Origin of the sequence: Proteus mirabilis ATCC 29906, from assembly GCF_000160755.1 — a bacterium.
GTDB lineage: Bacteria > Pseudomonadota > Gammaproteobacteria > Enterobacterales > Enterobacteriaceae > Proteus > Proteus mirabilis.
This window is the reverse complement of record NZ_GG668576.1, coordinates 1,196,466-1,220,321: the sequence shown is the minus strand read 5'-3', so window position 1 is coordinate 1,220,321 and position 23,856 is coordinate 1,196,466. Positions and strand designations below refer to the sequence as shown.

Below are 23,856 nucleotides of genomic sequence, written 5' to 3'. Positions count from 1 at the left end.
ATAGAGTATGGTTAAACTACACTAATATGCCTTTTCCTGAAATTGTATCTGTCCAAGCTACGGCTATCATTTGTTTAGCCTCATCACTTATATTATCGAAAAATCCGGATGCGCCTGCCTTCATAGGAAATGTACTCATGGCCTGAATTTGAATAGCGAGTGCATTGCTTGATAAAGCCGTATATTCGCGCTGATCAGAGTGATCTTTATCAGTCATTGCGATAACGATTTTTGCCTGATTACCATTGAAATAATCAGTAAAAGTAGTTGAGCCAATGCGCTCAAATGTGGCTTGTTCCCCTGTATTTTGTGGGAAGCGAATATGTGAGATCTTTAAATCATAGCCACTGCGTTCAAACCATAATTTATTCCAATCAATATCTCCAAGTACAATATTATCTTCTTGGCTAATATCGTCTATATAACAATCAATCACATTATTATTAATCAGGAAGCTATCGATACCGTTTCCACCTTTGAAGTGGTTCTGATATCCACCTAATATGATAATATCATTACCTGTATTACCATTAAGAAGGCTAAATTTCGAGAATGAAGCTGCAATTAGTTGATCATTTCCATCGCCTCCATCAACTACGGCGTGATAACCCATTAGTTGAATTTCGTCATCACCGCCCCCTCCATTCAACCTATTGTAGTTACCAAAAATTTTGGCAAAATCATTGCCTTCTTCTAAGGATATTTGGTTGTGGTTACCAATTGTGACAACAAAATCTTGTTCACTACCACTGAAAATGCGATTGTAGTTACCGGTAGTGACAGCATAGTCATTACCTGCATTAGTGTGAATTTCACCGCCTTCCCCAAAGACAAATGCTTTATCGAGTCCGTCACCTAAATAGACATTATTGATCCGACCGGCGATAATAGCAGTGTCATCTCCATCGCCTCCAAACATCATGTTTGAGCGCCCCATCAAGACGCCGAGATCATTTCCGTAACCCCCAGTAAAAATATTTGAGATCCCCGTTGCATAGAAAGTATCTGAACCACGCCCACCCCAAAAATTATTATTATCTCCTAGGTAAGCGCCGAGATCATTACCATCTCCCCCCCAGTTGAAATTATAGTTGCCAAGAGAGACATGTATGTCACCATCGCCTTTTAAATGACCACTATTACGCAAGAAATCGAGCGTTTTCTTCTCCATGTTCAGTACATCAGCTGCTAAATTTTCTTTGAGGTTTTCTGCGAGATCACGCATATCTGTTTGTTTATCTTTATTAAAGATTGTGGCAAATAGATTGGGGATATTTAGCGAATTGAAGCCGAAAGGGCGATCATTTTCCTCTGTGATCTTGCTATTTTCAGTTTGACTCGTTGTTATTGGTGTTTGGGCATTAATTGAAACTTCAGATTCATTTTGTTGATCTTCTGTCGCTTTTTCTTTTAAACCATGGCTTTCAGCAAATGAAATAATACCATCCTTGCCCAGATTAATAGATGATTGGAGGTTATCTAATAATTTAGTCGGATCAGTAAATGCGGACAGTTTTTCACCTCCAAACTCAGTCACTACAGCGAGCATATCTTTCAAAATAGCGACAACATCAATGGGCTCACCATTACGAGAGATTATTTTTCCATCTGTGGTAGAGTCTACTCCAAAAATATCCCCCAGAGTCGTGTCTGAACTCACGCTGGCTAACCGACCTAGCAATTTATTTTTTAACTTAGTTGGTAAGTTTTGGGGGGTATAAGTAAAGGTGGTTTCCACCATACCAGTTGCTGTAAATTGCTGCGTCATTAAGCCAAATAATGAGCCAAGATTAGTGTCTATAATAGACTGGATATTATCACCAAACATCAAGTTCCAATTCCCGGCAGTAACTTGAATATCAGCACCTTGACCACCAATGGCGAAATTAAAAGCGATTTTACTATCTAGTTGACGAAGTTGCTCAGCTCGGCTGATTTTTCCCATCTCGTTGTTATTGCCACTACCACCTAACCACTGGTTATATTTTTTGTTTAGTGTGGCTTCTAGATCACTCTTTAATCCACGGCTACTACGCTTATTCTGTGAATTCAGATCAGTCAGTGTTTTATAGTCAACATTGCTCGTTTGGTCTATTCCTGACATATCTATGGCAAATTTTTTAGCGCCAGCGAGTGTCCACTGATCGTTTTGTACCGACAACCAATCATTATCATTATTTTCACCTGAGCATGCGATTGACTTTAGAACTTTGGTGATTCTAGCAGCACCATCAAAAGGGTTGATCAGTGGAGGGGTTGGAATTGATTTTTCTAACATCACAATAAGATCATTACTACGCCCCAGATTAAAGCTGACGTTACGTGTACCAACAAATAATTGCATACCTTCGAAAGCTTGATAGCCAGCAATATCAACACTATGTTTACTATCACCATTACCAACGTGTACCATCACATTGTTATCACCGAAAACCAGTGATTTAAATCCGCCAGTACCTACTTTGATCCCAAGATTAGAGGTTCCCCAATTAACCGTTGTAAACTCGCCGTCACCCACACTGACTTGGATATTGCCAGAATAGCTTAGTGATGAATTATCACTTCCTGATGAGCTTTGTTTGGTTGATTTTTTACCTTTTTTGGGGGCGGTAAAGACTTCATTATTATCTGCAATTGCGCCACGTACTTTGTTGTCAGCTGAAGCACCTATTTTAGTCAAATCAATATCACCTTCAGCAACACCATTATGTATTTGCTCAAATTCAGTCGTGATTTTGCCTTCTTTATTCCAATTTAACACTACCTTGTTTTGGTTTTGTTTGGCTACCCACTCTCCGTTGTTATCTTTGGTGTATTTGTGACCATTGCTATCAACGGCGACCTCTGTTACTCGAGCAGAAACGCTACTACGAATGCCTTGTTGATCTAATGCATTGATAAACTGGTGGGCAAATCCTGCCTGCTTGTCATTACTTATTAATGAACAACCGACAATACTGATATGTTCAGGAGTTGTATTGATATTATTTTCTTTGCTGAATACGGTATTGAATTTAACCAATTGATTGGAAAGCTCATCAGCATTGTAGTTGCTAAGGCGTAAATGATTATTTTCGGTTGTTTCACGACCATGGCCAACAAGCTGCCAACGTATTTTACCTGAAAGTTGTGCTGGGTCGCCATAAGCTACGCGGTAATGACCATCGGCATCCAATTGTACCACGATACTATTTTTGGCATGTTTAGCGGCAAGTGCCGAAGCTGCTTGAGCGACTATCGGATCATCCTCTGTTTGGATAATAATCTGGCTATCAAAACGACTATCACCCCCATTATCATTGGGTTTTACATATACCATCCCCCAATCAGTCACCTTATTCTTTTTTATCGGGTTTTGTATCGAATCTAACGCATTTCTGTGATTGGTGTTATTTACATACTCTGGGGATAGTAAACTTGATATTATTTGTTTACCGTATTGATTCATCAACTTAAGGCTCTCTAAATGAGAAACATCGGTTCTTTCTCCTTTAACTAGATATCCTTTATCAAGTAATTTAGTGCGCATTTTTTCACCACCAATGCCCAGCTCGCCACAGTCAGTGAGCAATATAATGGGGATATCTTTTGAGAAACCCTGTAGATTTTTTTCTACGGAGAATTGGCCATTGATTTTTTTTGCGAGTTGTCCAGTCAATTTCTTAAGGCTATATTCATCATAAGATTCAATTGCTTTTGACATACTTGGCATTGGTCTATCTAAGAATAGCCCAGCTATATGCTGACCGTTAGCTGAAATATCGCTGGCTAATTTAGCCGCAATTGGTGCCCCCATGGAATAACCATGAATAATAATATTTTTAGGATCGATACCTTTATCATTAACGAGATAACGGAACATGGTTTGTGCATCAGCATACATTCCTTGCTCTGTTGGCGAGCCATCGCTTTCGCCAAACCCTCTCATGTTAATCGCTAACATATCGATGCCTTGTTGGTTATAATAATGATAAAAACTAGAGGATTGTTTTTCGGTAGGGGAATTTGAACCATGTAAAAATAGTACTACTTTCTTATCGGTAGCTTCTGGAATATTGTCGTTTCCTCTGTAATATGATCCTGTAAGACGGCCTGCATCCCCTTTTAATGTTATTTTTTCTTCATTTTTTATTCTCATCACCGTTGTCATGTCTCTACGACGTTCATAGCTGCCGAAAAAATGATCATTAAAAAAACGTGTTAATGGGCTAAGATTTTTTCTCTCGTTTGGTGATGTACCGTCATTATCAATAGCCACTTTATTGTGGTCTGATAATGCTTGTAAATTAGAATGTATAGGTTTGCCTTGTTGTACCGCAATTTGGGCTAAGCGTGCTTCCTGTATCTTTTGAGAAAATTTATACAACTCATTTGGTGTCCATATGCCAAATCGAGGTTTCCAATGATGACCAATCAGTTGATCTGCTCCGCCTGCTTTTAATATTCTAGCAACAATACTAGAACAGTTCTTGGTTAATAATTGGTAACGAGGATCAGACTGGCTATTAATGCGCTTCCACTCTTTTTGCATGGCGGCGGCATCAAGTCCCTCTAGATTAATGCGAAACACCACGCCATCATTTGTATCATCAGCGACACTTGTTTTGAAATTTTCTGTTTTTCGGTCTTCAATTTCTTTAATTTTCTTGATTTCCAATGCAAAGGTTTGGTTAATCATCGCTGTTGGAAAGGCGACTTTTAGCCAGTTTTTCACTGCGATTGAAAAGTTTGTTGATACTTCAAGTAGATTACTATTTGGGCTTTTCCACTGTTTAATAAAGGGGTGTGAAATTTCAGGTGGGATAAGTGTTTCTGGTATCCAATGAGGAGCATTCAACAGTAAGCCTGCGATTTCAGGTGTAATATTTTCGAGACCTCGGGTAAGATTCGTTTTATCTCTAAATTCTTTTAACTGTCTGTCATTTTCCCCTTCATCTTTATTTAATTTGAAATTCGTCTTTTCCTCTTCTTGAATATCAATTTGTAAAGTCATGAAATTTGTTGAGCGACTCACTGGTTGGCTTAAATCATACCAGCGTAATTTTAAATCAGGATTTTTTTCTGTTGTAATATTCAGTGGGTTTGCGAGCGATTTGCTCCCGGCAGGCCACCAACTGACATAATTATTATCATGGTTATCCTGCACACTATCGCTATCTAATTGTAAGCGCCCAGAACCTATTTGTAGCGCAGCATGTCCCAAGCGACTATGTTTGCTGGGCTTCCAGATATATAGTGTAGAACTGATTGGTGAAACTTGTTGTTCAATTGCTTGGTGAATTTTTTTCAATCCTGACAGGTCAATACCATGGCCATTTTGGGCAAATTCATTTTCTGTAAATTGATTAAATACCTGATTGGTAATTTCACTGCCATACTCTTTTTCGACCAATCTTTTAATGCTTGTGATTGCATTTTTACCACTGATAAGTTTGTCTTGGTTTTGTAAATTATTTTTCCCTTTTGTAACAAAGTTGCCGTTTTCATCAAGATAAATATGTTTGTTGATTTTTAAGTTAGCATTTGAAAAAATCTCATATAAATAACTAAAAGTATTATTTGAATCAACTTGCTGGCTATTACTTAATAAGATAGAAGCATGTTTATAACGTATATCAACTTGGTCGCGTAATTGTTGCAATGCTTCGTTACGTTTTGAATCAGGGTGTTTAAGCAGATAACTATTAATTTGTATACGTAATGTGGATAGTTGCTGAAATATATCTATTGGTGTGTTGTTTGTATTTGTACTTTGTAATTCATAATCTCTAAGCGATTGAATGATCGCTTTATAATTTTCACCGCGTGCTTTTCCTGTCACCTCTGCAGCGGAGGTTAATTCATCAGCAGTCATTAGATTCGAATAGGCAACAGGTTGCCAATTTTCACCGACTTTTTCTGATAATATTCGTGAATGGTTTTTATCGAGTGACACGATTGTATTATCTAAGAAATAAAGTTGCTCAGGGATAGAGTCAAAATCACGATAATGAGTGAGTATAAAATTACTCATTATTTTTTGTTGTTCTTGATTATCTCCATTTTTTATATAAATAAATTTTTCATTCGTTTCATCTGATGCTTGTGTCAGTAGAAAACCCGTTTCCTGTTCACTAAAAACAATATTGAGCTTTTGTTCAGCAGAAATAAGAGGGGAGGTGTTTTCTAGCTCTTGACGGATATTTTCAGAACCTGACAACGCGTGTAAGTTAGGTGGAATCATTCTACTTTGTTGTCGTGCCATTTGCGCTTCTTGTAACTCTTGAGCAAATGCGAACATTTGATTTGGTGTCCAAATATTATATTTAGGTTGCCAGTTATAGCCAATCAGTTCATCTGCGCCACCCGCTTTTAAAATTTTCGCTACGATACTCGAACAATTTTGGGTTAATAAATGATAACGACCATTAGGTGAATTTTTAATTCGTTGCCATTCAGCTTGCATAGCAGCAACGTCTAACCCCTCTAAATTAATACGGAATACTCGTCCTTCATCAGGTAAGCTGGTTTTAAATCTGTCAATACTTTTTTGTTTTTGCTCAGCAAATTCGTTTTCTACTAAAGCAATTCGTTTTTTCGTTAACGTTGGATCCTTACCTTCTTGTATCCAAGTCTTCATCGCTTTTAATAATTGAATAGATATATCTTCTTGTTGTGTTTTTATATTATCCCATTGTTCAATAAAAGGCTGTGCAACAGAAAGTGGGATTTTTCTTTTTGATAGTAACGTGGGCTCTGTCAATAGTATCATGGCACCATTTATAGTTATGGTATTTCCACTAAATTTACCTTGTACAGCTTCTAGAAAATTTGTGGCGATGTTGTTGAGTTTTTTCTGAGTTATTACCCATTCATCAATAAAAGGCTGTCCAATTGTTCGCGGTATTTTTGAATTTTCTATATAATTTGGGATCGTCAATATATTTTTTGCGTCTGCAAGAGATAAATCATCTGCAGTGGTGACCGTTTCACCTTTCGCAATATTCATGAGTCGGTCATATCTGTTTAGTTCTTTATATTTGTAATTTAAACCAAAGCCATCATTTTCTTCTGCTGCAACATCCGATGCTAACGACTCTTTTGGTTGTGAGGGGACTCCCATCACATCAAAATATGACTTCGCCTTGTTAGGCCACCAACTGATGTAGTTTTCTTTATGATTATTTTGTGCGTCTTCTGTGTTTAACAGTAAGCGACCTTGACCTATTTGTAGTGTGGCGTGTCCCAAATTACTATGATTGCTTGGTTTCCAGATATATAAGGTTGCACTATGAGGAGATAGTTCCCGCTCAATAGCTCTGTGAATTTTTTTTAACCCTGAAACATCAATACCCTCGCCGTTTTCAGCGAATTCATTATTTGCAAATTGACTGAAGACTTTATTGGCAATCGGTGCGCCATATTCTTTTTCTACGGCATTTTTTACTCGCTCAATCACTTCTTTTCCGCTGGTTAGTCTATTTTTCCCTTGCAGATTGTTTTTTCCTTCAGTGACAAAGTGTCCGTTAATATCAATATAAATGTGTTTACTTCTTTTTAAATTGGCATTTGAAAGTGAATCGTATAAGCGACTAAAGCTGCTATCAGCGTTGATGGTGTGACTATCTTGTATTAAAGCCGATGCGTGTTTATAACGTGTATTGACTTGAGTTTGTAACTGTTTCAATCCATCATTGCGTTCAGAGTCGGGGTGTCCTAATAGGTAACCATCAATTTGGTTTCGCAACTGAGCTAGCACTCTCAATTTCTCTATTGGTAAGCAGTTTGTATTCGATTCTTTTTCATGGTATTCCGAGAGAGTTGTAATGATTGATTTATAACTTTCGCCTTGTATTTTGCCTTTAACACTTGCAACTTTATGTAGTTCATCAACTGACATGACTTTTGAATCAGTTAGCATTTGCCATTTATGTTCTACGTATTCTGCAAGTATCCTATCTTTGTTGTTATGACTTGATTTAATTTTGTCATTTTCTAAATGAAGTTCATTAGGCATTGCTTCAAAATTTGAATAATTAGCTAAAATAAAGTGTTCTATTATTTTTTGCTGAGTGGGATCATTGATGTTATCCAAATAAATATTTTTTTGGATACGACCACTATTTTTTTCCAAAATAAAAGTAAAGTAAGTATTTCTATTCTTAATTTTTACATTGAATTTTTGTTTTAGCGTTTCAAAAATGGGGCTTTCGCCTAATCCAGAAAGATTGACCGCGATAGCTCCTATTTTGTGATATTGAAGATTGCCTGAACGAAGAGAAGGTTGTTGATAGGTTGCTACGTCATCTCCATTAAGGTCTGATGTAAAAGAGGGAAGAACGTTTGCCGATTTTTGTCGGATCCCAGCATTAATGCTTAAACGATTAATGGCTTGCTGAGCATCATCAAGTAATTCCTGATTAAATGTTGTCAGTTTATTATTGAAACGACCATCATTTTTTTTAGTTTGATATTGGTTTGATATAACTGGATGGATTATCATCAGCCCCCTCTACATAGGCCGCTTCTCCGGATAAACCGCTACCATGCGCCCTGTGACGATTAGGTTTATCACTTTCTTTCAGTTGAACAGATTTAGCTTCTTTTTGTGCTTTATCCGATATGCTAGTCGCTGTTTTTTGCTCCGTATCTCCTCGTGATCTCGCATCTTCCACCATGGTTGATGCTTTTTTCTCTGCCATTTGAGCACTATTTTTTTTATCTATCGCGTCTGAGTATCTTTTATCTGCATCATTTTTTGCTTTGGAAGTATCGAGTTGCACTTCTTGACAATGTTCTTCACTTTGAATAACGCCATATTCCGATTTTTTTATCGATTTTTTCACCTTTGTAAGGTTTGCAACATACTGAGTTTTAATATTATTAACAGGCACTGAAACAATTTTTTTAGTATTAATTAAGCTCTTCTGTACATCCTTTAAAATTCCTTCCGCGAATGGCTCACTCCATGGTTGATCTGAGGGGGGGGCATCTTGTGAATATTCGCTGAGTACTTCCAGTGTTTGACCAACTGTGGTCAAATTGTGTGTTACTGAATTAGCTTCTTCAAGAATGGCATCGCGTTCTCTATGGCCGTTTTTCTCCAGTGCAAGGTGATCGGTCGATTCAAGTTCAGTCTGTGTGGTAGAGATGTGGTCTAATAGGCGTTGTTTTTCATCAGTTAGTTTTTGACGATTGGCATCTGCCTTCTTTTTGTCAGCGAGGGCATTTTTTGTCGCATCAGAATCTGAGATATGCTTGTTTATATTTGCTACAGCTGATTTAGCGACAATATTTCTTAGTCTGTAATTATTTCCTTGCAAGCCATCAGAGCCTGGAATGGTAAAAATAAGACGATTATTTTCTGCATTTGCGGTTAATTTAATTTGTTGTTGTTGCCATGCTATTGACTTATCATCACTTGATGAAGTGAAGACAACCTCACCATTCCAGATAACACTTAATTTATTCTCTGTTGGCGTATTATCTTGTCGTTCATACTCAAAACTTAATTCAATCACCTCATTTTGCATTAAACCACTAATATCTTGATATATAGCGATATTTGGTTCATATTCTTCCTTGTATTCTGCTATAAGTCCACCATCCCAATAATCTTTATTATTAGTATTAGTTGGTGTATCAATAGAGGCTCTATGTCCATATTGGCTAATTGCTGTAATTTTATCCTGAGTATATGCAATATTCCAACCTTCTGTTACAGGTTTAAATCCATGTTTAAAGTCACCATTTATGATCAAATTCGGACTGTTATTGGTTAAGTTGGATTCATCTGTATTAACATCACTTAAACTAGGGGTTTCTACCTCTGTGATATGACCTTTTAAATTTATATCAATGTTACTCTTCACTTCGTCGATTTTGTTCATTTTGAAACCGTCGATTGAAGATTTTTCAATTAAATGAATAGCGCCTTTGCCTTTGCGGGAGCCGGAAGTGGTTACATCATCACCTTGTACTAAATAGTTAATAGCCTGACTCCCGACCACACCAAGTACACTCTGTTTTATATTGCCGAAGAAAGTAGCGAGTTTATTACTTTGAGTATTACTAGAAGCAACCGATAAGCTGTAGATATCACCATTGCCAATTTTAACGATGACATTGTTTTTTGCGTAAGAGGCGTTAATACCTAAACCGTTACCAACATGGATATTTGCATTAGCGGTACCTTTCATGACCGAAACATTTAAGCCGTCACCCACTTTGGTACTTACGTTATATTTCCCCCAAGCAACGTTTACAGATACACCATTCCCCACTTTAGTATTGATATTTGCGTTGCCGTATGTAACGGTAACACCTAGGCCATCACCTACGGTTGTTGTAATATTTGCTTGGCCTTTTGCTATGGTGACTTGCGTGCCATTACCTACTTTTGTCGAAATATTGGCTTTACCCCAAACTATGCCATAGTTGTCACCTTTTCCGAGCATAGTGACAATATTTGCATGACCTTTTGCTAAGGCGACCTGACGACCATCACCAATTTGTGTTACAACATTCCCATTGCCCCATGCACCAGTATAATTATTTCCACTACCTACGTGTGTAATAATATTGATATTACCTTTAACAACAGAGGTTTCTTGTCCATTACCTACTTTGGTAATGATGTTGGCATTTCCTTTGGCGAAGTTATATCGTTCACCATCGCCGATATGAGTGAAAATATTAGCTTTACCCCATGCCGCATTAATGCCTAAACCATAGCCTACTTTTGTGATGATATTGGCGTTGCCTTTGGCAAAACCAATCGTGGTGCTATTACCAATATGGGTCATAATATTTCCCACCTTTGAAATCAGCAGACCTACGGTGAGCCCATCACCCACTTTTGTTAAAATATTCGCTTTTCCGCCGAGGATCGCAGCGGTTATTCCATCACCTACATGAGTAACGATATTTCCTTTCGCACCAGCAATGATTCCCGCAATGCCATCACCCACTTTTGTTATGATATTGGCTTGGCCTAATGCAAGTATGCCAGTTATCCCATCACCGATATGGGTCATAATATTGGCTTTGCCAAACATCGCTGATAATGTGGTTCCATTACCCACTTTGGTCATGATATTTGCTTTACCAGAAAACAGCCCAATACCAATGCCATCACCGACATGGGTATAAATATTAGCCACACCTAGCATTAATCCCAACGTTAATCCATTGCCAACTTTGGTAAGGACATTACCTTTACCCACCATTGCAGCAAAGGTTTCTTCATGCCCAATGTGAGTAAAAATATTAGCACTGCCAATCATTGCAGCTAATGTCATGCCATCGCCCACTTTTGTGGCTATATTGCCTATCGCTAACATTAGAGCAACCGACATTCCATCACCCACATGAGTGAACACATTCCCTTTGGCGATCATTAGTGCCAAAGTATTCCCATTGCCTATTTTGGTATAGACGTTGCCTAAACCTCCCATTAGTGCCCAAGCTTCACCATTACCTATATGGGTGAATATATTGCCACCACCGACCATGGCACCCATACTGGTTCCATTACCGACTTTAGTGAAAATATTCCCCACAGCGCCCATTATACCTAGGGTTTGCCCATCGCCAACATGTGTTAGTACATTACCAATACCTAGCATAATGCCTGAAAGATCACCATTACCTACTTTAGTTAAGATATTGGCACCTCCAAGCATAACGCCATGTATGTTACCGTTTCCGATATGTGTTAGGACATTGCCACCTCCCCCCATTATGGCTAAAATATCACCTTGACCTTTTTTTGTTAAAATATTTAATCCACCTAGGGTGATAGTGTAAGTGTTTGATTTTATTTTGTTATTGCTGATATGTGTAATGATATTAGCACCACCTAACATGATGCTACTTAGGTCGCCTTCACCCATTTTAGTCAGGACATTTCCACCGCCGCCGAGTAAAGATGTAATAGTACCAGCACCGACTTGTGTCATGACATTAAGTCCGCCTAATGCTCGCCATAAAGCCTTATCACGCTGATGACTATCAATCTGGGTATGGGTATTTAATCCTCCTAACATTGTGATATGACTATCACCTTGTCCTTTGTGAATAGAAACATTCCCTAATGCCGTAAGATGTGCTTTATATTCACCGTCACCAATTCGGATTAATACATTCGTGGCACCAGTAGCATTAATGTTCATTCTTCCTTCTTTACTTTGATGTAGTAAGACATTTGCTAATCCTCCTCCATCAAATGTTAGGTCTCCTCTTTGACCTTTTTTTACAATGATGTTGGCTGCGCCTCCACCAGTAAAGTTGGTATTACCATAATTAGAGTTATGTTTTATTACATTTGCTATGCCGCCACCTGTAAAATTGATATCACCTTGTGTAACATCAGATTTAATGACATTACCAGCGCCACCACCTGTGAAATTGATATCACCAGAGCATTCAGCAGAATTATCGTCTTTAAAAAGTTCTTGTGCTACGCCCAACTTGATTGTTTCTAGAGACTTTCTTTGGATTTGTTCTGTATTAATGTGTTGAAATACTTTTAAATTAGATAATTGATAGTGGCTATCAGCATTTATTTTTGTGAAACGTGGTGATTCGATAATTTCTTGTTTTTCTAATGTATTCCAACAATTATTGACCACACTAAGATTATAGGTATCCTCAAAATTTTTTTTATCAAAACGTATGTTCCTAATGTCCCCACTATCAGGCGTTATACGCCAAAGTTCGGAATCGTATTGAAGTTTTCCCGTTTCAGGATCATTGTAAATTTTGACTTTATTAAAGGTATAATCTCGACGACCATAGTCTGATATGAATAAATTGGTATCCCCTGGGCCCGGTGTTTTAAACAAATAAGTATTTGGTTCTCGCAATGATTTAATCGCTTTTACTTCAACAGGTTTACCGGATTCGAAATTTTGCTTATTATCACTTGTTAGAAAATTAATACTTTTATCTAAGTCTAGATTTAACATATAAGCACTTGTTAGAAAAATATTTTCAGCTTTCGTATATTCAACTAATAAATCATTATGAGGATGAACTTGAGTTGTACGAATGATCTCATTGTAAGCCCCAGCTCCATAAAATGTGATATTGCCTTGTGCTATATTGGAATAGATATGATTATAACCTCCCCCCCCCCGAAAAATAGATATTGCCACTTGTTTCTTTATAGGTATCAGTATTTCGGCTGATACGTGTAAGCCTATTATTGGCTCCTGCTCCATACATAAAGATATCGCCTGATTTACCTTCGCGTATTAAGACGTTTTCTAAGCCACCTCCGGTAAATTTAATATCACCTGTTTCAACGCGAGAGAAGATTCCGTTGCCTCCGCCTAATCCTTCAAAATTAATATTTCCTTTTGAATTTTGATAGCTATTAAACCAAGTACGAACCAATTTATTATAGCCTCCCCCCCCTTTAAACGTCATATTGCCAGTATTGGTTTCATGCCAAATTTGATTGTAACCGCCAGCACCTTGGTAGTTGATATTACTAATTGCGCCTTTACGGGTGATGATATTTGCAATAGCAGCTCCTGAATAATTGATATTTCCATATTCATATCCAGTATGATTAATCTTAATCGCGGCAGAAGCACCAACATATTTCAGATCGCCATGACCGGACTTTTCAATTTCTCCCCATGCATTTAATCCACTGACATCTAAATCACCGTTCTCATCAATAATCTTAAGATAAGCACTTCCCCCTCTGACAAAATCGTGCCCGTCTCCGGTGTAAGCGGTAACTGCAAATGTTCCGACTGTGATTGTATCGTGTCCCTTTCCTGCATAAATGATCCCTCCAAAACCTATGGCATCAATATCGTCATTTCCATCTGTACCATAACGTTTTCCTGTAAAAGTAAACTCTAAATCTTTTAAAATTTTTGACATCATTTTCCCTCAAACTTATTTTTAATAAAAAGTACAGTAATTTTTAAATACAGTAGTTCTAGCATCTCTATATACCCTTCTAGCGTCTGACTTGACTGAATTGTCTTTTTTAAGACAAAAAACCTGAAGAGAGAAGATTATTGTAAATAATCGTTTCCTCTCTTTAATTAGTTGTATTTATTTCAGTTATTAATAAACAGGGTAAGAGTTAATTTATGATGAATAAGTTCTTCTATAAAATTATTCTTCTATTATTTGTTTTTTTTATTAAATGAAGGGCAGTAAAATTTTCAGTCATATTAGTTTCATTTTGAAGAATAGGAAGTAGATCTGCTGCAATTAGCTTTTCAAACTCTTTGTTTATGCATGGATTTTCCAGCATGCTTTTAATTATTGAAGCCATATAAATAAAACCAGAAGCAGGAATGTGGATCACTTACTTTAGGGCTAATTCTTCATCTTTTTCTGGCATGATACCTTGTGCTATTTTATGAGGATCTTGACCGACAAAATAGAGTGAAAATATACTATTATTATAATTAATGCTTGATATTTCTTGGACAAATTTTTCGTTAATTGCCATAAAGACTTTCTCCATATAATTAATCATTTTAATGAATAAATCGATAATTTTCTTTTTTTAAATGTAAAGGTTGAACGTAATTGCTAAGTGCTATTTGTAAATGAACTTAATGAAATTATTGTTTAAATAATTAGCATGGTAATGCTATTTCATATTAATATGTTAGATTTTAAAACTCTATCAAAAAATAATTATTATATGGGGTTTATAGTAGTTTATTGATTAAGTTTTTATTTGTTGGTGATGTTGGGTTTATTTTTATAAGCATTCTATTTAAAATAATTCTAAAGGATGTATGTGTAAGGTTTATTGTTCTAGTTATTTATTACTTAAATCAAATGACTTTAATTTACAAGATAAGTTACGTTTACCGAGTAGCACTGATATCTATTTATTAACTGAGTTTATTGGTAAAAACGAGGCTGGTGAAAAATGCCTATTAGATTGAGTGTCATAATATGAATAAGGTGAGATTTACGTTTGTTGTATGTTGCTTTTATGTGAACGAATTAACATAGTGTTGAAAATTTGCTATGCTGATAGCCCTTAGCTGGGCATAATTTCACAACCATAGATGTTTTATGCGAGCAAAAGATCCTCTGACCTGGCATCCAACTAGATAGGGTGCAGACAGCCGGGTTATACAAAATGACAAAGAAGCGAGGAGAAAGTCGTGCTAGAAGAATACCGTAAGCACGTAGCAGAGCGTGCAGCTGAAGGTGTCGTTCCAAAACCTCTCGATGCCACACAAACAGCCGCACTTGTTGAGCTATTAAAGTCCCCCCCAAAAGGCGAAGAAGAATTCCTTCTTGATTTAATTGTTAACCGTGTTCCACCCGGCGTTGATGAAGCCGCTTATGTTAAAGCCGGTTTTTTAACGGCTCTCGCAAAAGGTGAAACAACATCACCGCTTATCACGCCAGAAAAAGCCGTAGAATTATTAGGTACTATGCAAGGTGGCTATAATATCCATGCATTAATTGAAGCGCTAGATAACGACAAACTGGCTCCTATTGCGGCAAAAGCACTTTCTCATACCTTATTGATGTTTGATAGCTTTTATGACGTTGAAGAAAAAGCGAAAGCTGGCAACGTTTACGCGAAACAAATTATGCAATCTTGGGCTGATGGAGAATGGTTTACTGAACGTCCAGAACTTGCTGAAAAAATCACGGTAACCGTGTTTAAAGTGACGGGTGAAACCAATACAGATGATTTATCACCAGCACCAGATGCTTGGTCTCGTCCTGATATCCCATTACACGCTCTAGCTATGCTAAAAAATGCCCGCGAAGGCATTGAACCCGACCAACCGGGTAGTGTTGGCCCGATTAAACAAATCGAAGCACTGAATAAAAAAGGTTTCCCACTGGCTTATGTGGGGGATGTTGTCGGAACAGGCTCTTCACGTAAATCTGCAACCAACTCGGTACTTTGGTTTATGGGGGATGATATCCCTTATGTACCAAATAAACGCGGTGGTGGAGTTGTATTGGGTGGCAAAATTGCCCCTATCTTTTTCAACACGATGGAAGATGCCGGTGCATTACCTATTGAGGTTGATGTTTCTAAATTAAATATGGGTGATGTTATTGATATTTACCCATACAAAGGTGAAATCCGTAACCATGAAACCAATGAGTTATTGGAAACCTTTGCACTAAAAACAGAAGTACTGATTGATGAAGTGCGTGCGGGTGGCCGTATTCCTTTGATCATCGGTCGTGGATTGACCTCAAAAGCTCGTAGCGCCTTAGGTTTACCACCTAGCACTTTATTCCGTCATGCCAAAGCAGTGGAACAGAGCGATCGTGGTTTCTCACTTGCACAAAAAATGGTGGGACGCGCTTGTGGTCGTGATGGTATTCGCCCTGGTGAATATTGCGAACCCAAAATGACCTCCGTTGGCTCTCAAGATACTACAGGGCCAATGACACGTGATGAACTGAAAGATTTAGCATGCTTAGGTTTCTCCGCTGATCTGGTTATGCAATCATTCTGTCATACTGCCGCTTATCCAAAACCTGTTGATGTAACCACCCATCACACGTTACCTGATTTTATTATGAATCGTGGAGGGGTTTCACTTCGTCCGGGTGATGGCATTATTCACTCATGGTTAAACCGCATGTTATTGCCAGATACTGTTGGTACTGGTGGTGACTCACATACACGTTTCCCTATTGGTATTTCATTCCCTGCAGGTTCAGGCTTAGTCGCTTTTGCAGCGGCTACAGGAGTAATGCCATTAGACATGCCAGAATCGGTGTTAGTACGCTTTAAAGGTAAAATGCAACCGGGGGTAACGCTACGTGATCTGGTTCATGCCATCCCACTTTATGCCATTAAAGAAGGGTTATTGACCGTTGAGAAAAAAGGTAAAAAGAATATTTTCTCTGGTCGTATCTTAGAAATTGAAGGTTTACCTGAACTTAAAGTTGAGCAAGCTTTTGAGCTAGCTGATGCATCGGCTGAGCGTTCTGCTGCGGGTTGTACGATTAAATTAGATAAAGCACCGATTATCGAATATCTACAATCTAACATTGTCTTATTAAAATGGATGATAGCAGAAGGTTATGGTGATCGTCGTACACTTGAGCGTCGTATTACGGCAATGGAAAATTGGTTAGCTGATCCGCAATTACTTGAAGCAGATGCGGATGCTGAATATGCTGCTGTAATTGAAATCGACTTAAACGAAATCAAAGAGCCTATTCTTTGCGCACCAAACGATCCTGATGATGCTCGTCTATTATCAGAAGTTGCAAACAGCAAAATTGATGAAGTCTTTATTGGCTCTTGCATGACCAATATTGGGCATTTCCGTGCGGCGGGTAAATTACTCGATCAACATAAAGGTCAATTACCGACACGCTTATGGGTTGCACCACCAACAAAAATGGATGCAGCACAACTGACTGAAGAAGGTTATTACAGCGTCTTTGGTAAGAGTGGCGCTCGTATCGAAGTGCCGGGATGTTCATTATGTATGGGTAACCAAGCGCGAGTGGCGGATGGGGCAACGGTTGTTTCAACATCAACACGTAACTTCCCGAATCGTTTAGGTACGGGGGCGAATGTCTACCTTGCATCCGCAGAGCTTGCGGCAGTGGCTTCACTGTTAGGACGTCTACCAGAGCCACAAGAGTATCTTGATTTCATCAATAAAGTCGATGAAACGGCGGAAGATACTTACCGTTATCTCAATTTTGACCAACTAGAGCAATATACAGATAAAGCAACACAAGTGATTTTCCAAACCACGGTATAACTGAGTTTGATTTTTCACTAAAAATTGATTACAACTGCATTCCAACATATAACGTTGTTCAGCAGTCTGAAACAGGAGGCAATGCCTCCTGTTTTTTTGTTATTTTTGCCATAATAACAATAGATATTTTATATAGAAAAAGGCGACAGCTAATTTAAGGGGCATACACCATGGACTATGAATTTCAGCGTGATCTTACTGGCGGTATATTGGCCCGTTTTTCAATGGATCATGAGGCGATTGGTTATTGGTTAAATGATGAGATCCAAGGTGATATCAGCTTAATCGATCAAATTTTGACTGAGATGGACGAAGTTAAAGGCAGTGAGAAACAGTGGCAATTGATTGGTAAAGAATACAGCTTATCTATTGATGATGAGGAAATTATGGTAAGGGCGAATACTCTCCATTTTGAAACCGATGATTTAGAAGAAGGGATGAGCTACTACGATAATGAAAGCATCGCATTTTGTGGATTAGATGATTTTGCTACTATGCTACAAAAATATCGGTTATTTATTCTGGAAAATAGAAGAAGTTAACAAATCCCATATATTTATTAAATAAATCTGCCACAATATACTATTGGTTGCTATTCTTTTTATTAGGATTATAAGTTTAAAAGGTGGTCTAATGAATGAATTACCTGCGAGTTTAGATGAAGCAACAGGTTGGTTTGTTGCTAATCAAGAACTCTTTATTCAATATGCTGTGAATATCGTTGCTGCATTCTTGATCCTATTTATTGGTCTTTTTGTCGCTAAAATGGTCAGTAAAGGGGTTGCACGAATTTTAACGTTACGCCATATCGACGCAACTGTTGTGACATTCTTGTCTGTCTTGGTGCGTTATACCGTTATTGCATTCACTTTGATTGCAGTATTAGGTCGATTAGGGGTTCAAACAGCTTCTGTTATCGCAGTACTTGGTGCGGCAGGTTTAGCGGTTGGTTTAGCATTACAAGGCTCACTCTCTAACTTTGCAGCGGGTGTTTTAATTGTTATCTTCCGTCCTATTCGTGCTGGTGAATACGTGATGATTGGTGCTGTCGAAGGTACGGTGCGAGATGTACAAATATTCTCGACCACATTACGTTCAGCGGATGACCGGATCATTGTTATTCCAAATAGCAAAATTATCAGTAGTGAGGTTATTAACCTTAGCCGTGAGCCAAATCGTCGTACACAAATTATTGTCGGCGTTGCTTATGATGCTGATATTGATAAAGTCAAAAAAGTGCTCGGTGATGTTGTTGCGCAAGATAAACGTATTCAACATAACCAAGGCGTGACAATACGTTTACATGAAATGGCGCCTTCTTCATTAAACTTTGTGGTACGTGTTTGGACCACCAATGATGATGCATGGCCAGTTTATTGGGATCTTATGGAAAACTTTAAACGCGCGCTAGATGCAAATAATATTGGTATTCCATTCCCACAAATGGATGTCTATATGCATCAAGCACAAAATACCGTGATGAAAGCAGAATAAGCACTATTGTTATAAAACACATCTCAAGAGCCACCGATTAAGCGTGGCTCTTTTATTTTTACCGCTATTAGTTTTTCTTATTATCAATAAGAATGATTCATTTCCTCTAATAACAAAATCCTTTTATTATTTTTCTTAATTTAATGAATAATTATTAGGATATTTTGCATGTTAACAACATTTTTTCAGGGGTTTTTATTAAGTGCGGCAATGATATTGCCCATTGGTGCGCAAAATGCCTTTGTTTTGCAACAAGGTAGTAAAAAACAATACCATTTAATGAGTGCATTTTTATGCGCTTTAAGTGATGTGATATTAATTAGCGGGGGAGTCTTTGGTGGAAGTGCATTACTGAGCCAATCAGAATATCTTTTATTACTGATCACTTGGGGCGGTGTGGCTTTTTTATTGTGGTATGGATGGAATGCGTTTAAAACCGCTTTTACAAAAGAGATTGAATTATCACAACATAAAAATCAAGTGAAAAGTCGTTGGCGGGTGATTGTAACTTTAGTTGCCGTCACTTGGCTAAATCCCCATGTTTATCTTGATACCTTTGTAGTGCTTGGCAGTATCGGAGGGCAATTATCAGCAGAATTACGTCCTTGGTTTACTTTTGGCGCGGTATTCGCATCGATTAGTTGGTTTTTTGCTTTATCACTACTAGCGGCTTGGTTTTCACCTATTTTAAGCCAAGTGACCGCTCAACGTATCATCAACTTGTTTGTGGGGTGTGTGATGTGGTTTATTGCTCTGCAATTGGCCGCTCAGGGATGGAAAAACCTCTTTTAATCTGAAAGAACTTTACAACAGATATGCTAATGTTGTTATAACTGTAATTTAGTGACAATACCCATACATGATTTTTGTCAGGAGGTTTTTGTGAAAGTAAAAGCAATGGTATTAGCATCCATGTTAGCCCTTGGAGCACCCTCAATCGCTTTAGCCGGGGCGGTACCTGAAGGACCCCATATAACTACATCAGGTAATGCAACAATTAAAGCGACTCCTGATATGGCGACACTTAATATTCAGGTTAGTGAAAAAGCAAAAGATGCAGCTCAAGCTAAAAAACAAGTGGATGAGCGTGTTGCAAAATATTTTGCCTTTTTAAAAGAAAACGGTGTGACGAAAGAAGATATTGATGCTGCCAACATTCGTACACAGCCTAATTATGAGTATGATAAAAAAGCAGAACGTTCGGTGATTAATGGCTATACAGCAACACGAACCGTAGATGTAAAAATCAAAAAACTTGATCAGCTTAATACCTTACTGGATGGGGCATTAGCAGCAGGGCTAAATGAAATTAATAATGTTGAGTTTGGCGTTAATGATCCAGAACAGTACAAAGCCAAAGCACGAGAAGTGGCAATTAAAAATGCCATACAACAGGCAAGTTCAGTGGCAAAAGGGTTTGGTGCTGATTTAGGGGCTGTTTATAGCGTAAGTTATCGCGCACCAGAAGCAACACCTTATCCGATAGCACGAATGAAAATGGATGCTATGGCATTAAGTGCCCCGTCACCGGAAGCAGTAAAAGAGACCTATCAACAACAAAGCATTGAGTTTAAAGATTACGTTGACGTGGTATTTGAATTAAAAACAGCTAAATAATCTTTACCATCAAAAGATAAGATGTATTGGCTCAGCAGTGAGCTGATACATCTATGTTATAGCGCAGGATCTGATTTGATAGTTCTTTTGGGTGCGAAAAGCAGTTATTAAGCTTATATTTTAAAATGATTTTATGTCAGAAAATATTACATATATAAAAAGCATCTTTACTTATTTTCTTGATCAGGCGAATCATTGTTATTTTTATTAACGTTTTGAACTGAAGATGAAGGTTCGGAACTAATTTTTTTTCCATTTTCAATGCGGCGTTTTAAATCAGATGACCGTCTTTCAATATGAGATTTAGTTTTACCTGCACCCGGTGAACCAAAATAGGTTCTATGATCAATAATGGTCTCAATGAACATAAAATCGTCTTGTCCAACAACGGGATCAAAAGTAATTATTAGAAATGGATCATTGTCCTTTGGCTTGGCACGAGTATGAAAGTAAGTTGCATAATATACGCTTTCCTCACCAGAGGCGTTAAAACGTGAAGACTTAATCCTACCATATCTAAATTCATAATTTTCCGTATAAATTTCGACCTCTAAGCCATTCCTCCATTTAGCTATTAATGTGGCAATATCAGCCATTAATATTGCCTGTTTATTTGAAGGATATCCTAAACTTTGGGAAGTCAAATAAAAACTTGCACGGAGATCAACGCCCGAAATAGGTTTTTTTATGATTGGCACCGTGAGATCCTTTCACGTAAGGTTGTTGTTTTGTAGTTGGAATAGATGCAGTAAACTCACCTAAGCTTTTCAGCAGGCTGGCTTGAATATCAGCAGGGGTATTACCTTCTATGTTAGCACTACCACTTTTACGTCCAGCATCAATGGCTAGAGCAACGTTGCGACTTCGACGAATAAAAGTGCTCATCTGAATCTCCTTTTCCTATGTTCATTTATTATACAATATTATGCCCGTTAAATGCCAATAAAACTTAAATTTGCTTCTTCCGGTAGAGGAAAACATCAACTCCTCACTGTGAGTTAAACCGGTTGATGGAACACACTGGTTAAATCCCTTTCTAAGAATAGCGATAATATTGATCAAGAAACAACATCATCAACGTTACTTTTTACTCTTCATCTTGCTTAAGCACTTTACGACCATAATCAAGTAACGCATCCGTTACCTTTCTCATCGTTCTGCTTTCTGGGGCAAAACGGTGCCAATACAACATGCGGCGTTGGCATAATCCTGGCGTTAAATCAATCAATTCACCACTTTTTAGCTCATCGGCAATTTGTAGATGAGGGATCATACAACATGTTGAGCCTTGTTTAGCTAACTGAACAAAGGCTTCGGAAGAATTAACAATATGGCAGGGCACACTACCGGGAGATAAACCGAAGTTTTGCTGTAAGAAAGCCTGATGCATATCATCAAGATGGTCAAATGCGACGGCGGGGGCTTTTAACAGAGATGATTTAGTGACCCCATTAGCAAAATAACGTTGGGCAAAATCAGGGGATGCCACAAAAAGATAGTCTAATGCGCCTAATTGGTCGACTAGACAGCTAGGCAATGCTTGAGGCTGAATACTGATAGCGCCAACCACTTCACCACGTCTTAATCGCTCTTGGGTACGAGTTTCATCTTCTACTTGAATATTAAGCCGGATAGGAAGTTGTGTTAATACCGGGTGCAAAGCAGGCAATAACCAAGTAGCTAAACTATCCGCGTTGACAGCTAAAGAGAGTAAAAGAGGCGTCGAGCCACTATTTTCATCACCTAACCACTGCTCTTCTAACATTTCGACCTGATGCAGTAATGCGAGTAGCTTTTGCCCTTGCTCTGTGGGTTGGGGCGGAACCGTACGTACTAATAAAGGTTGTCCAAATAGATTCTCAAGTTGTTTTATTCTTTGTGAAACGGCAGATTGCGTAATACATAGTTTTTGTGCGGCTCGTTCAAAACCACGCTCTCGAATAACGGCATCAAGGGCTTGCAGGGCCCGATAATCAGGACGTTTCATTGACAGATTCTCTTTGATTTTATGTTCTACTGTGTACTATGCCATATTTTTAGTTTTTATGAGTTAAAATGTTGTGTCTCAAATTTTGATACACCTTGTGCGGATTTTATGGGCACTATGCTATTCTTATTCGATAAATGTGAAAAATAAGGTTTTGTAAATGACTCAAGATGAATTAAAAAAAGCAGTAGGTTGGGCCGCCCTTGAATATGTAAAACCGGGTACTATCGTGGGCGTTGGAACAGGCTCTACGGCTTCTCATTTTATTGATGCTCTTGCAACAATGAAAGGTCAAATTGAAGGGGCAGTTTCTAGCTCAGAGGCTTCAACGGCAAAACTAAAAAGCTATGGCATTCCCGTTTTTGACTGTAATGAAGTTGATTCGCTCGATATCTACGTAGACGGTGCTGATGAAATTAACCATCAAATGCAGATGATCAAAGGTGGTGGTGCGGCATTAACCCGTGAAAAAATCATTGCAGCGGTGGCAAAAACCTTTGTGTGTATTGTCGATGAATCAAAACAAGTGGATGTTTTGGGTAAATTCCCTCTGCCTGTTGAAGTTATCCCAATGGCTCGCTCTTATGTTGCTCGCGAGCTGGTTAAATTAGGTGGGTTACCTGAATATCGTGAAAACGTCGTGACGGATAATGGTAACGTGATCTTAGACGTTTATAATCTCACTATTCTGAATCCTATTGAGCTAGAAAATAAAATTAATAGTATTGCAGGGGTGGTCACTGTCGGGCTTTTCGCTAATCGCGGAGCCGATATTGTATTAATGGGGACTTCTGAAGGTGTGAAAACCATTAAATAGTACGATTAAATTGTATCTCTAGTCAGAGATAACAACATCCTCTTAAAGAGAGTGGGAGAACTATATTGTTTTCCCACTCTCTTTTATCTTTCCCCTTAGATAATCAGAATGATGACTTTTTGCAAATTATTTTGAAAACCATAAATTCAGTGATATATATCACACGATAGAGATATCTCTCTTTAAAATGCTGCCATTTTTATTGTCAA

14 protein-coding genes are annotated in these 23,856 nt (G+C 38.0%); 6 read left to right on the top strand and 8 right to left on the bottom strand.

Translation table 11 applies throughout. From position 1 onward, the window contains the following. Positions 1-16: 16 nt before the first annotated feature. The 5 genes from HMPREF0693_RS19805 to HMPREF0693_RS19105 all read right to left on the bottom strand — a co-directional run bounded on the left by HMPREF0693_RS19805 (position 17) and on the right by HMPREF0693_RS19105 (position 14,461). Positions 17-8,482, bottom strand: a complete 8,466-nt coding sequence (locus HMPREF0693_RS19805) for an alpha/beta fold hydrolase (protein WP_004244076.1) — start codon at positions 8,480-8,482, stop codon at positions 17-19. Then, a complete protein-coding gene (rtxA, locus tag HMPREF0693_RS19800; protein WP_004244075.1) occupies positions 8,442-13,136 on the bottom strand; it encodes an MARTX multifunctional-autoprocessing repeats-in-toxin holotoxin RtxA in 4,695 nt (1,564 codons plus the stop codon). Before rtxA ends, HMPREF0693_RS19805 begins: the two co-directional genes overlap by 41 nt. Next, positions 13,099-13,878: a hypothetical protein gene (locus HMPREF0693_RS19795; protein WP_236586730.1), complete on the bottom strand. Its 780-nt coding sequence runs from the start codon at positions 13,876-13,878 to the stop codon at positions 13,099-13,101. The genes rtxA and HMPREF0693_RS19795 overlap by 38 nt, the downstream gene beginning before the upstream one ends. A 232-nt stretch (positions 13,879-14,110) precedes the next feature. Further along, a complete protein-coding gene (locus tag HMPREF0693_RS05545) occupies positions 14,111-14,281 on the bottom strand; it encodes a hypothetical protein (protein WP_017827182.1) in 171 nt (56 codons plus the stop codon). Between the two features lie 33 nt (positions 14,282-14,314). Then, a complete protein-coding gene (locus HMPREF0693_RS19105; RefSeq protein WP_004248541.1) occupies positions 14,315-14,461 on the bottom strand; it encodes a hypothetical protein in 147 nt (48 codons plus the stop codon). A gap of 673 nt (positions 14,462-15,134) precedes the next feature. Here HMPREF0693_RS19105 and acnB point away from each other — a divergent pair. From acnB to HMPREF0693_RS05520, 5 genes are all read left to right on the top strand, one after another. Continuing rightward, the gene (acnB, locus tag HMPREF0693_RS05540) at positions 15,135-17,732 is read left to right on the top strand and encodes a bifunctional aconitate hydratase 2/2-methylisocitrate dehydratase (RefSeq protein ID WP_004244067.1); all 2,598 of its coding nucleotides are present in this window, start codon (positions 15,135-15,137) and stop codon (positions 17,730-17,732) included. A gap of 170 nt (positions 17,733-17,902) precedes the next feature. Further along, a complete protein-coding gene (locus tag HMPREF0693_RS05535) occupies positions 17,903-18,274 on the top strand; it encodes a YacL family protein (protein WP_004244066.1) in 372 nt (123 codons plus the stop codon). A gap of 91 nt (positions 18,275-18,365) precedes the next feature. Further along, the gene (gene mscS, locus HMPREF0693_RS05530; protein WP_004248539.1) at positions 18,366-19,226 is read left to right on the top strand and encodes a small-conductance mechanosensitive channel MscS; all 861 of its coding nucleotides are present in this window, start codon (positions 18,366-18,368) and stop codon (positions 19,224-19,226) included. Between the two features lie 168 nt (positions 19,227-19,394). Continuing rightward, the gene (gene argO / locus HMPREF0693_RS05525; protein ID WP_004244063.1) at positions 19,395-20,018 is read left to right on the top strand and encodes an arginine exporter ArgO; all 624 of its coding nucleotides are present in this window, start codon (positions 19,395-19,397) and stop codon (positions 20,016-20,018) included. A gap of 90 nt (positions 20,019-20,108) precedes the next feature. Next, the gene (locus tag HMPREF0693_RS05520) at positions 20,109-20,843 is read left to right on the top strand and encodes an oxidative stress defense protein (protein ID WP_004248538.1); all 735 of its coding nucleotides are present in this window, start codon (positions 20,109-20,111) and stop codon (positions 20,841-20,843) included. A gap of 167 nt (positions 20,844-21,010) precedes the next feature. Here the strand turns inward: HMPREF0693_RS05520 and HMPREF0693_RS05515 are convergent, their stop codons facing one another. The 3 genes from HMPREF0693_RS05515 to HMPREF0693_RS05505 all read right to left on the bottom strand — a co-directional run bounded on the left by HMPREF0693_RS05515 (position 21,011) and on the right by HMPREF0693_RS05505 (position 22,830). Next, on the bottom strand, positions 21,011-21,541 hold the full coding sequence (locus HMPREF0693_RS05515; RefSeq protein WP_004250371.1) for a hypothetical protein: 531 nt from the start codon (positions 21,539-21,541) through the stop codon (positions 21,011-21,013). Then, a complete protein-coding gene (locus HMPREF0693_RS05510; protein ID WP_004244060.1) occupies positions 21,507-21,728 on the bottom strand; it encodes a hypothetical protein in 222 nt (73 codons plus the stop codon). The genes HMPREF0693_RS05515 and HMPREF0693_RS05510 overlap by 35 nt, the downstream gene beginning before the upstream one ends. Positions 21,729-21,930: 202 nt before the next feature. Then, on the bottom strand, positions 21,931-22,830 hold the full coding sequence (locus HMPREF0693_RS05505) for a LysR family transcriptional regulator ArgP (RefSeq protein ID WP_004244059.1): 900 nt from the start codon (positions 22,828-22,830) through the stop codon (positions 21,931-21,933). A 160-nt stretch (positions 22,831-22,990) separates the two neighbouring features. Between HMPREF0693_RS05505 and rpiA the strand changes: the two genes are divergently transcribed. Then, positions 22,991-23,647 (top strand): ribose-5-phosphate isomerase RpiA, encoded by a 657-nt coding sequence (gene rpiA / locus HMPREF0693_RS05500; protein WP_004244058.1) that lies wholly within the window; start codon positions 22,991-22,993, stop codon positions 23,645-23,647. Positions 23,648-23,856: the final 209 nt, after the last annotated feature.

Bases quoted from the DNA above. Each gene is read 5' to 3' on its own strand.
- HMPREF0693_RS19805 (WP_004244076.1), bottom strand. From the start codon at position 8,482: ATGATAATCCATCCAGTTATATCAAACCAATATCAAACTAAAAAAAAT.
- HMPREF0693_RS19795 (WP_236586730.1), bottom strand. From the start codon at position 13,878: ATGTCAAAAATTTTAAAAGATTTAGAGTTTACTTTTACAGGAAAACGT.
- HMPREF0693_RS05545 (WP_017827182.1), bottom strand. From the start codon at position 14,281: ATGGCTTCAATAATTAAAAGCATGCTGGAAAATCCATGCATAAACAAA.
- HMPREF0693_RS19105 (WP_004248541.1), bottom strand. From the start codon at position 14,461: ATGGCAATTAACGAAAAATTTGTCCAAGAAATATCAAGCATTAATTAT.
- HMPREF0693_RS05535 (WP_004244066.1), top strand. From the start codon at position 17,903: ATGGACTATGAATTTCAGCGTGATCTTACTGGCGGTATATTGGCCCGT.
- mscS (WP_004248539.1), top strand. From the start codon at position 18,366: ATGAATGAATTACCTGCGAGTTTAGATGAAGCAACAGGTTGGTTTGTT.
- argO (WP_004244063.1), top strand. From the start codon at position 19,395: ATGTTAACAACATTTTTTCAGGGGTTTTTATTAAGTGCGGCAATGATA.
- HMPREF0693_RS05510 (WP_004244060.1), bottom strand. From the start codon at position 21,728: ATGAGCACTTTTATTCGTCGAAGTCGCAACGTTGCTCTAGCCATTGAT.
- HMPREF0693_RS05505 (WP_004244059.1), bottom strand. From the start codon at position 22,830: ATGAAACGTCCTGATTATCGGGCCCTGCAAGCCCTTGATGCCGTTATT.
- rpiA (WP_004244058.1), top strand. From the start codon at position 22,991: ATGACTCAAGATGAATTAAAAAAAGCAGTAGGTTGGGCCGCCCTTGAA.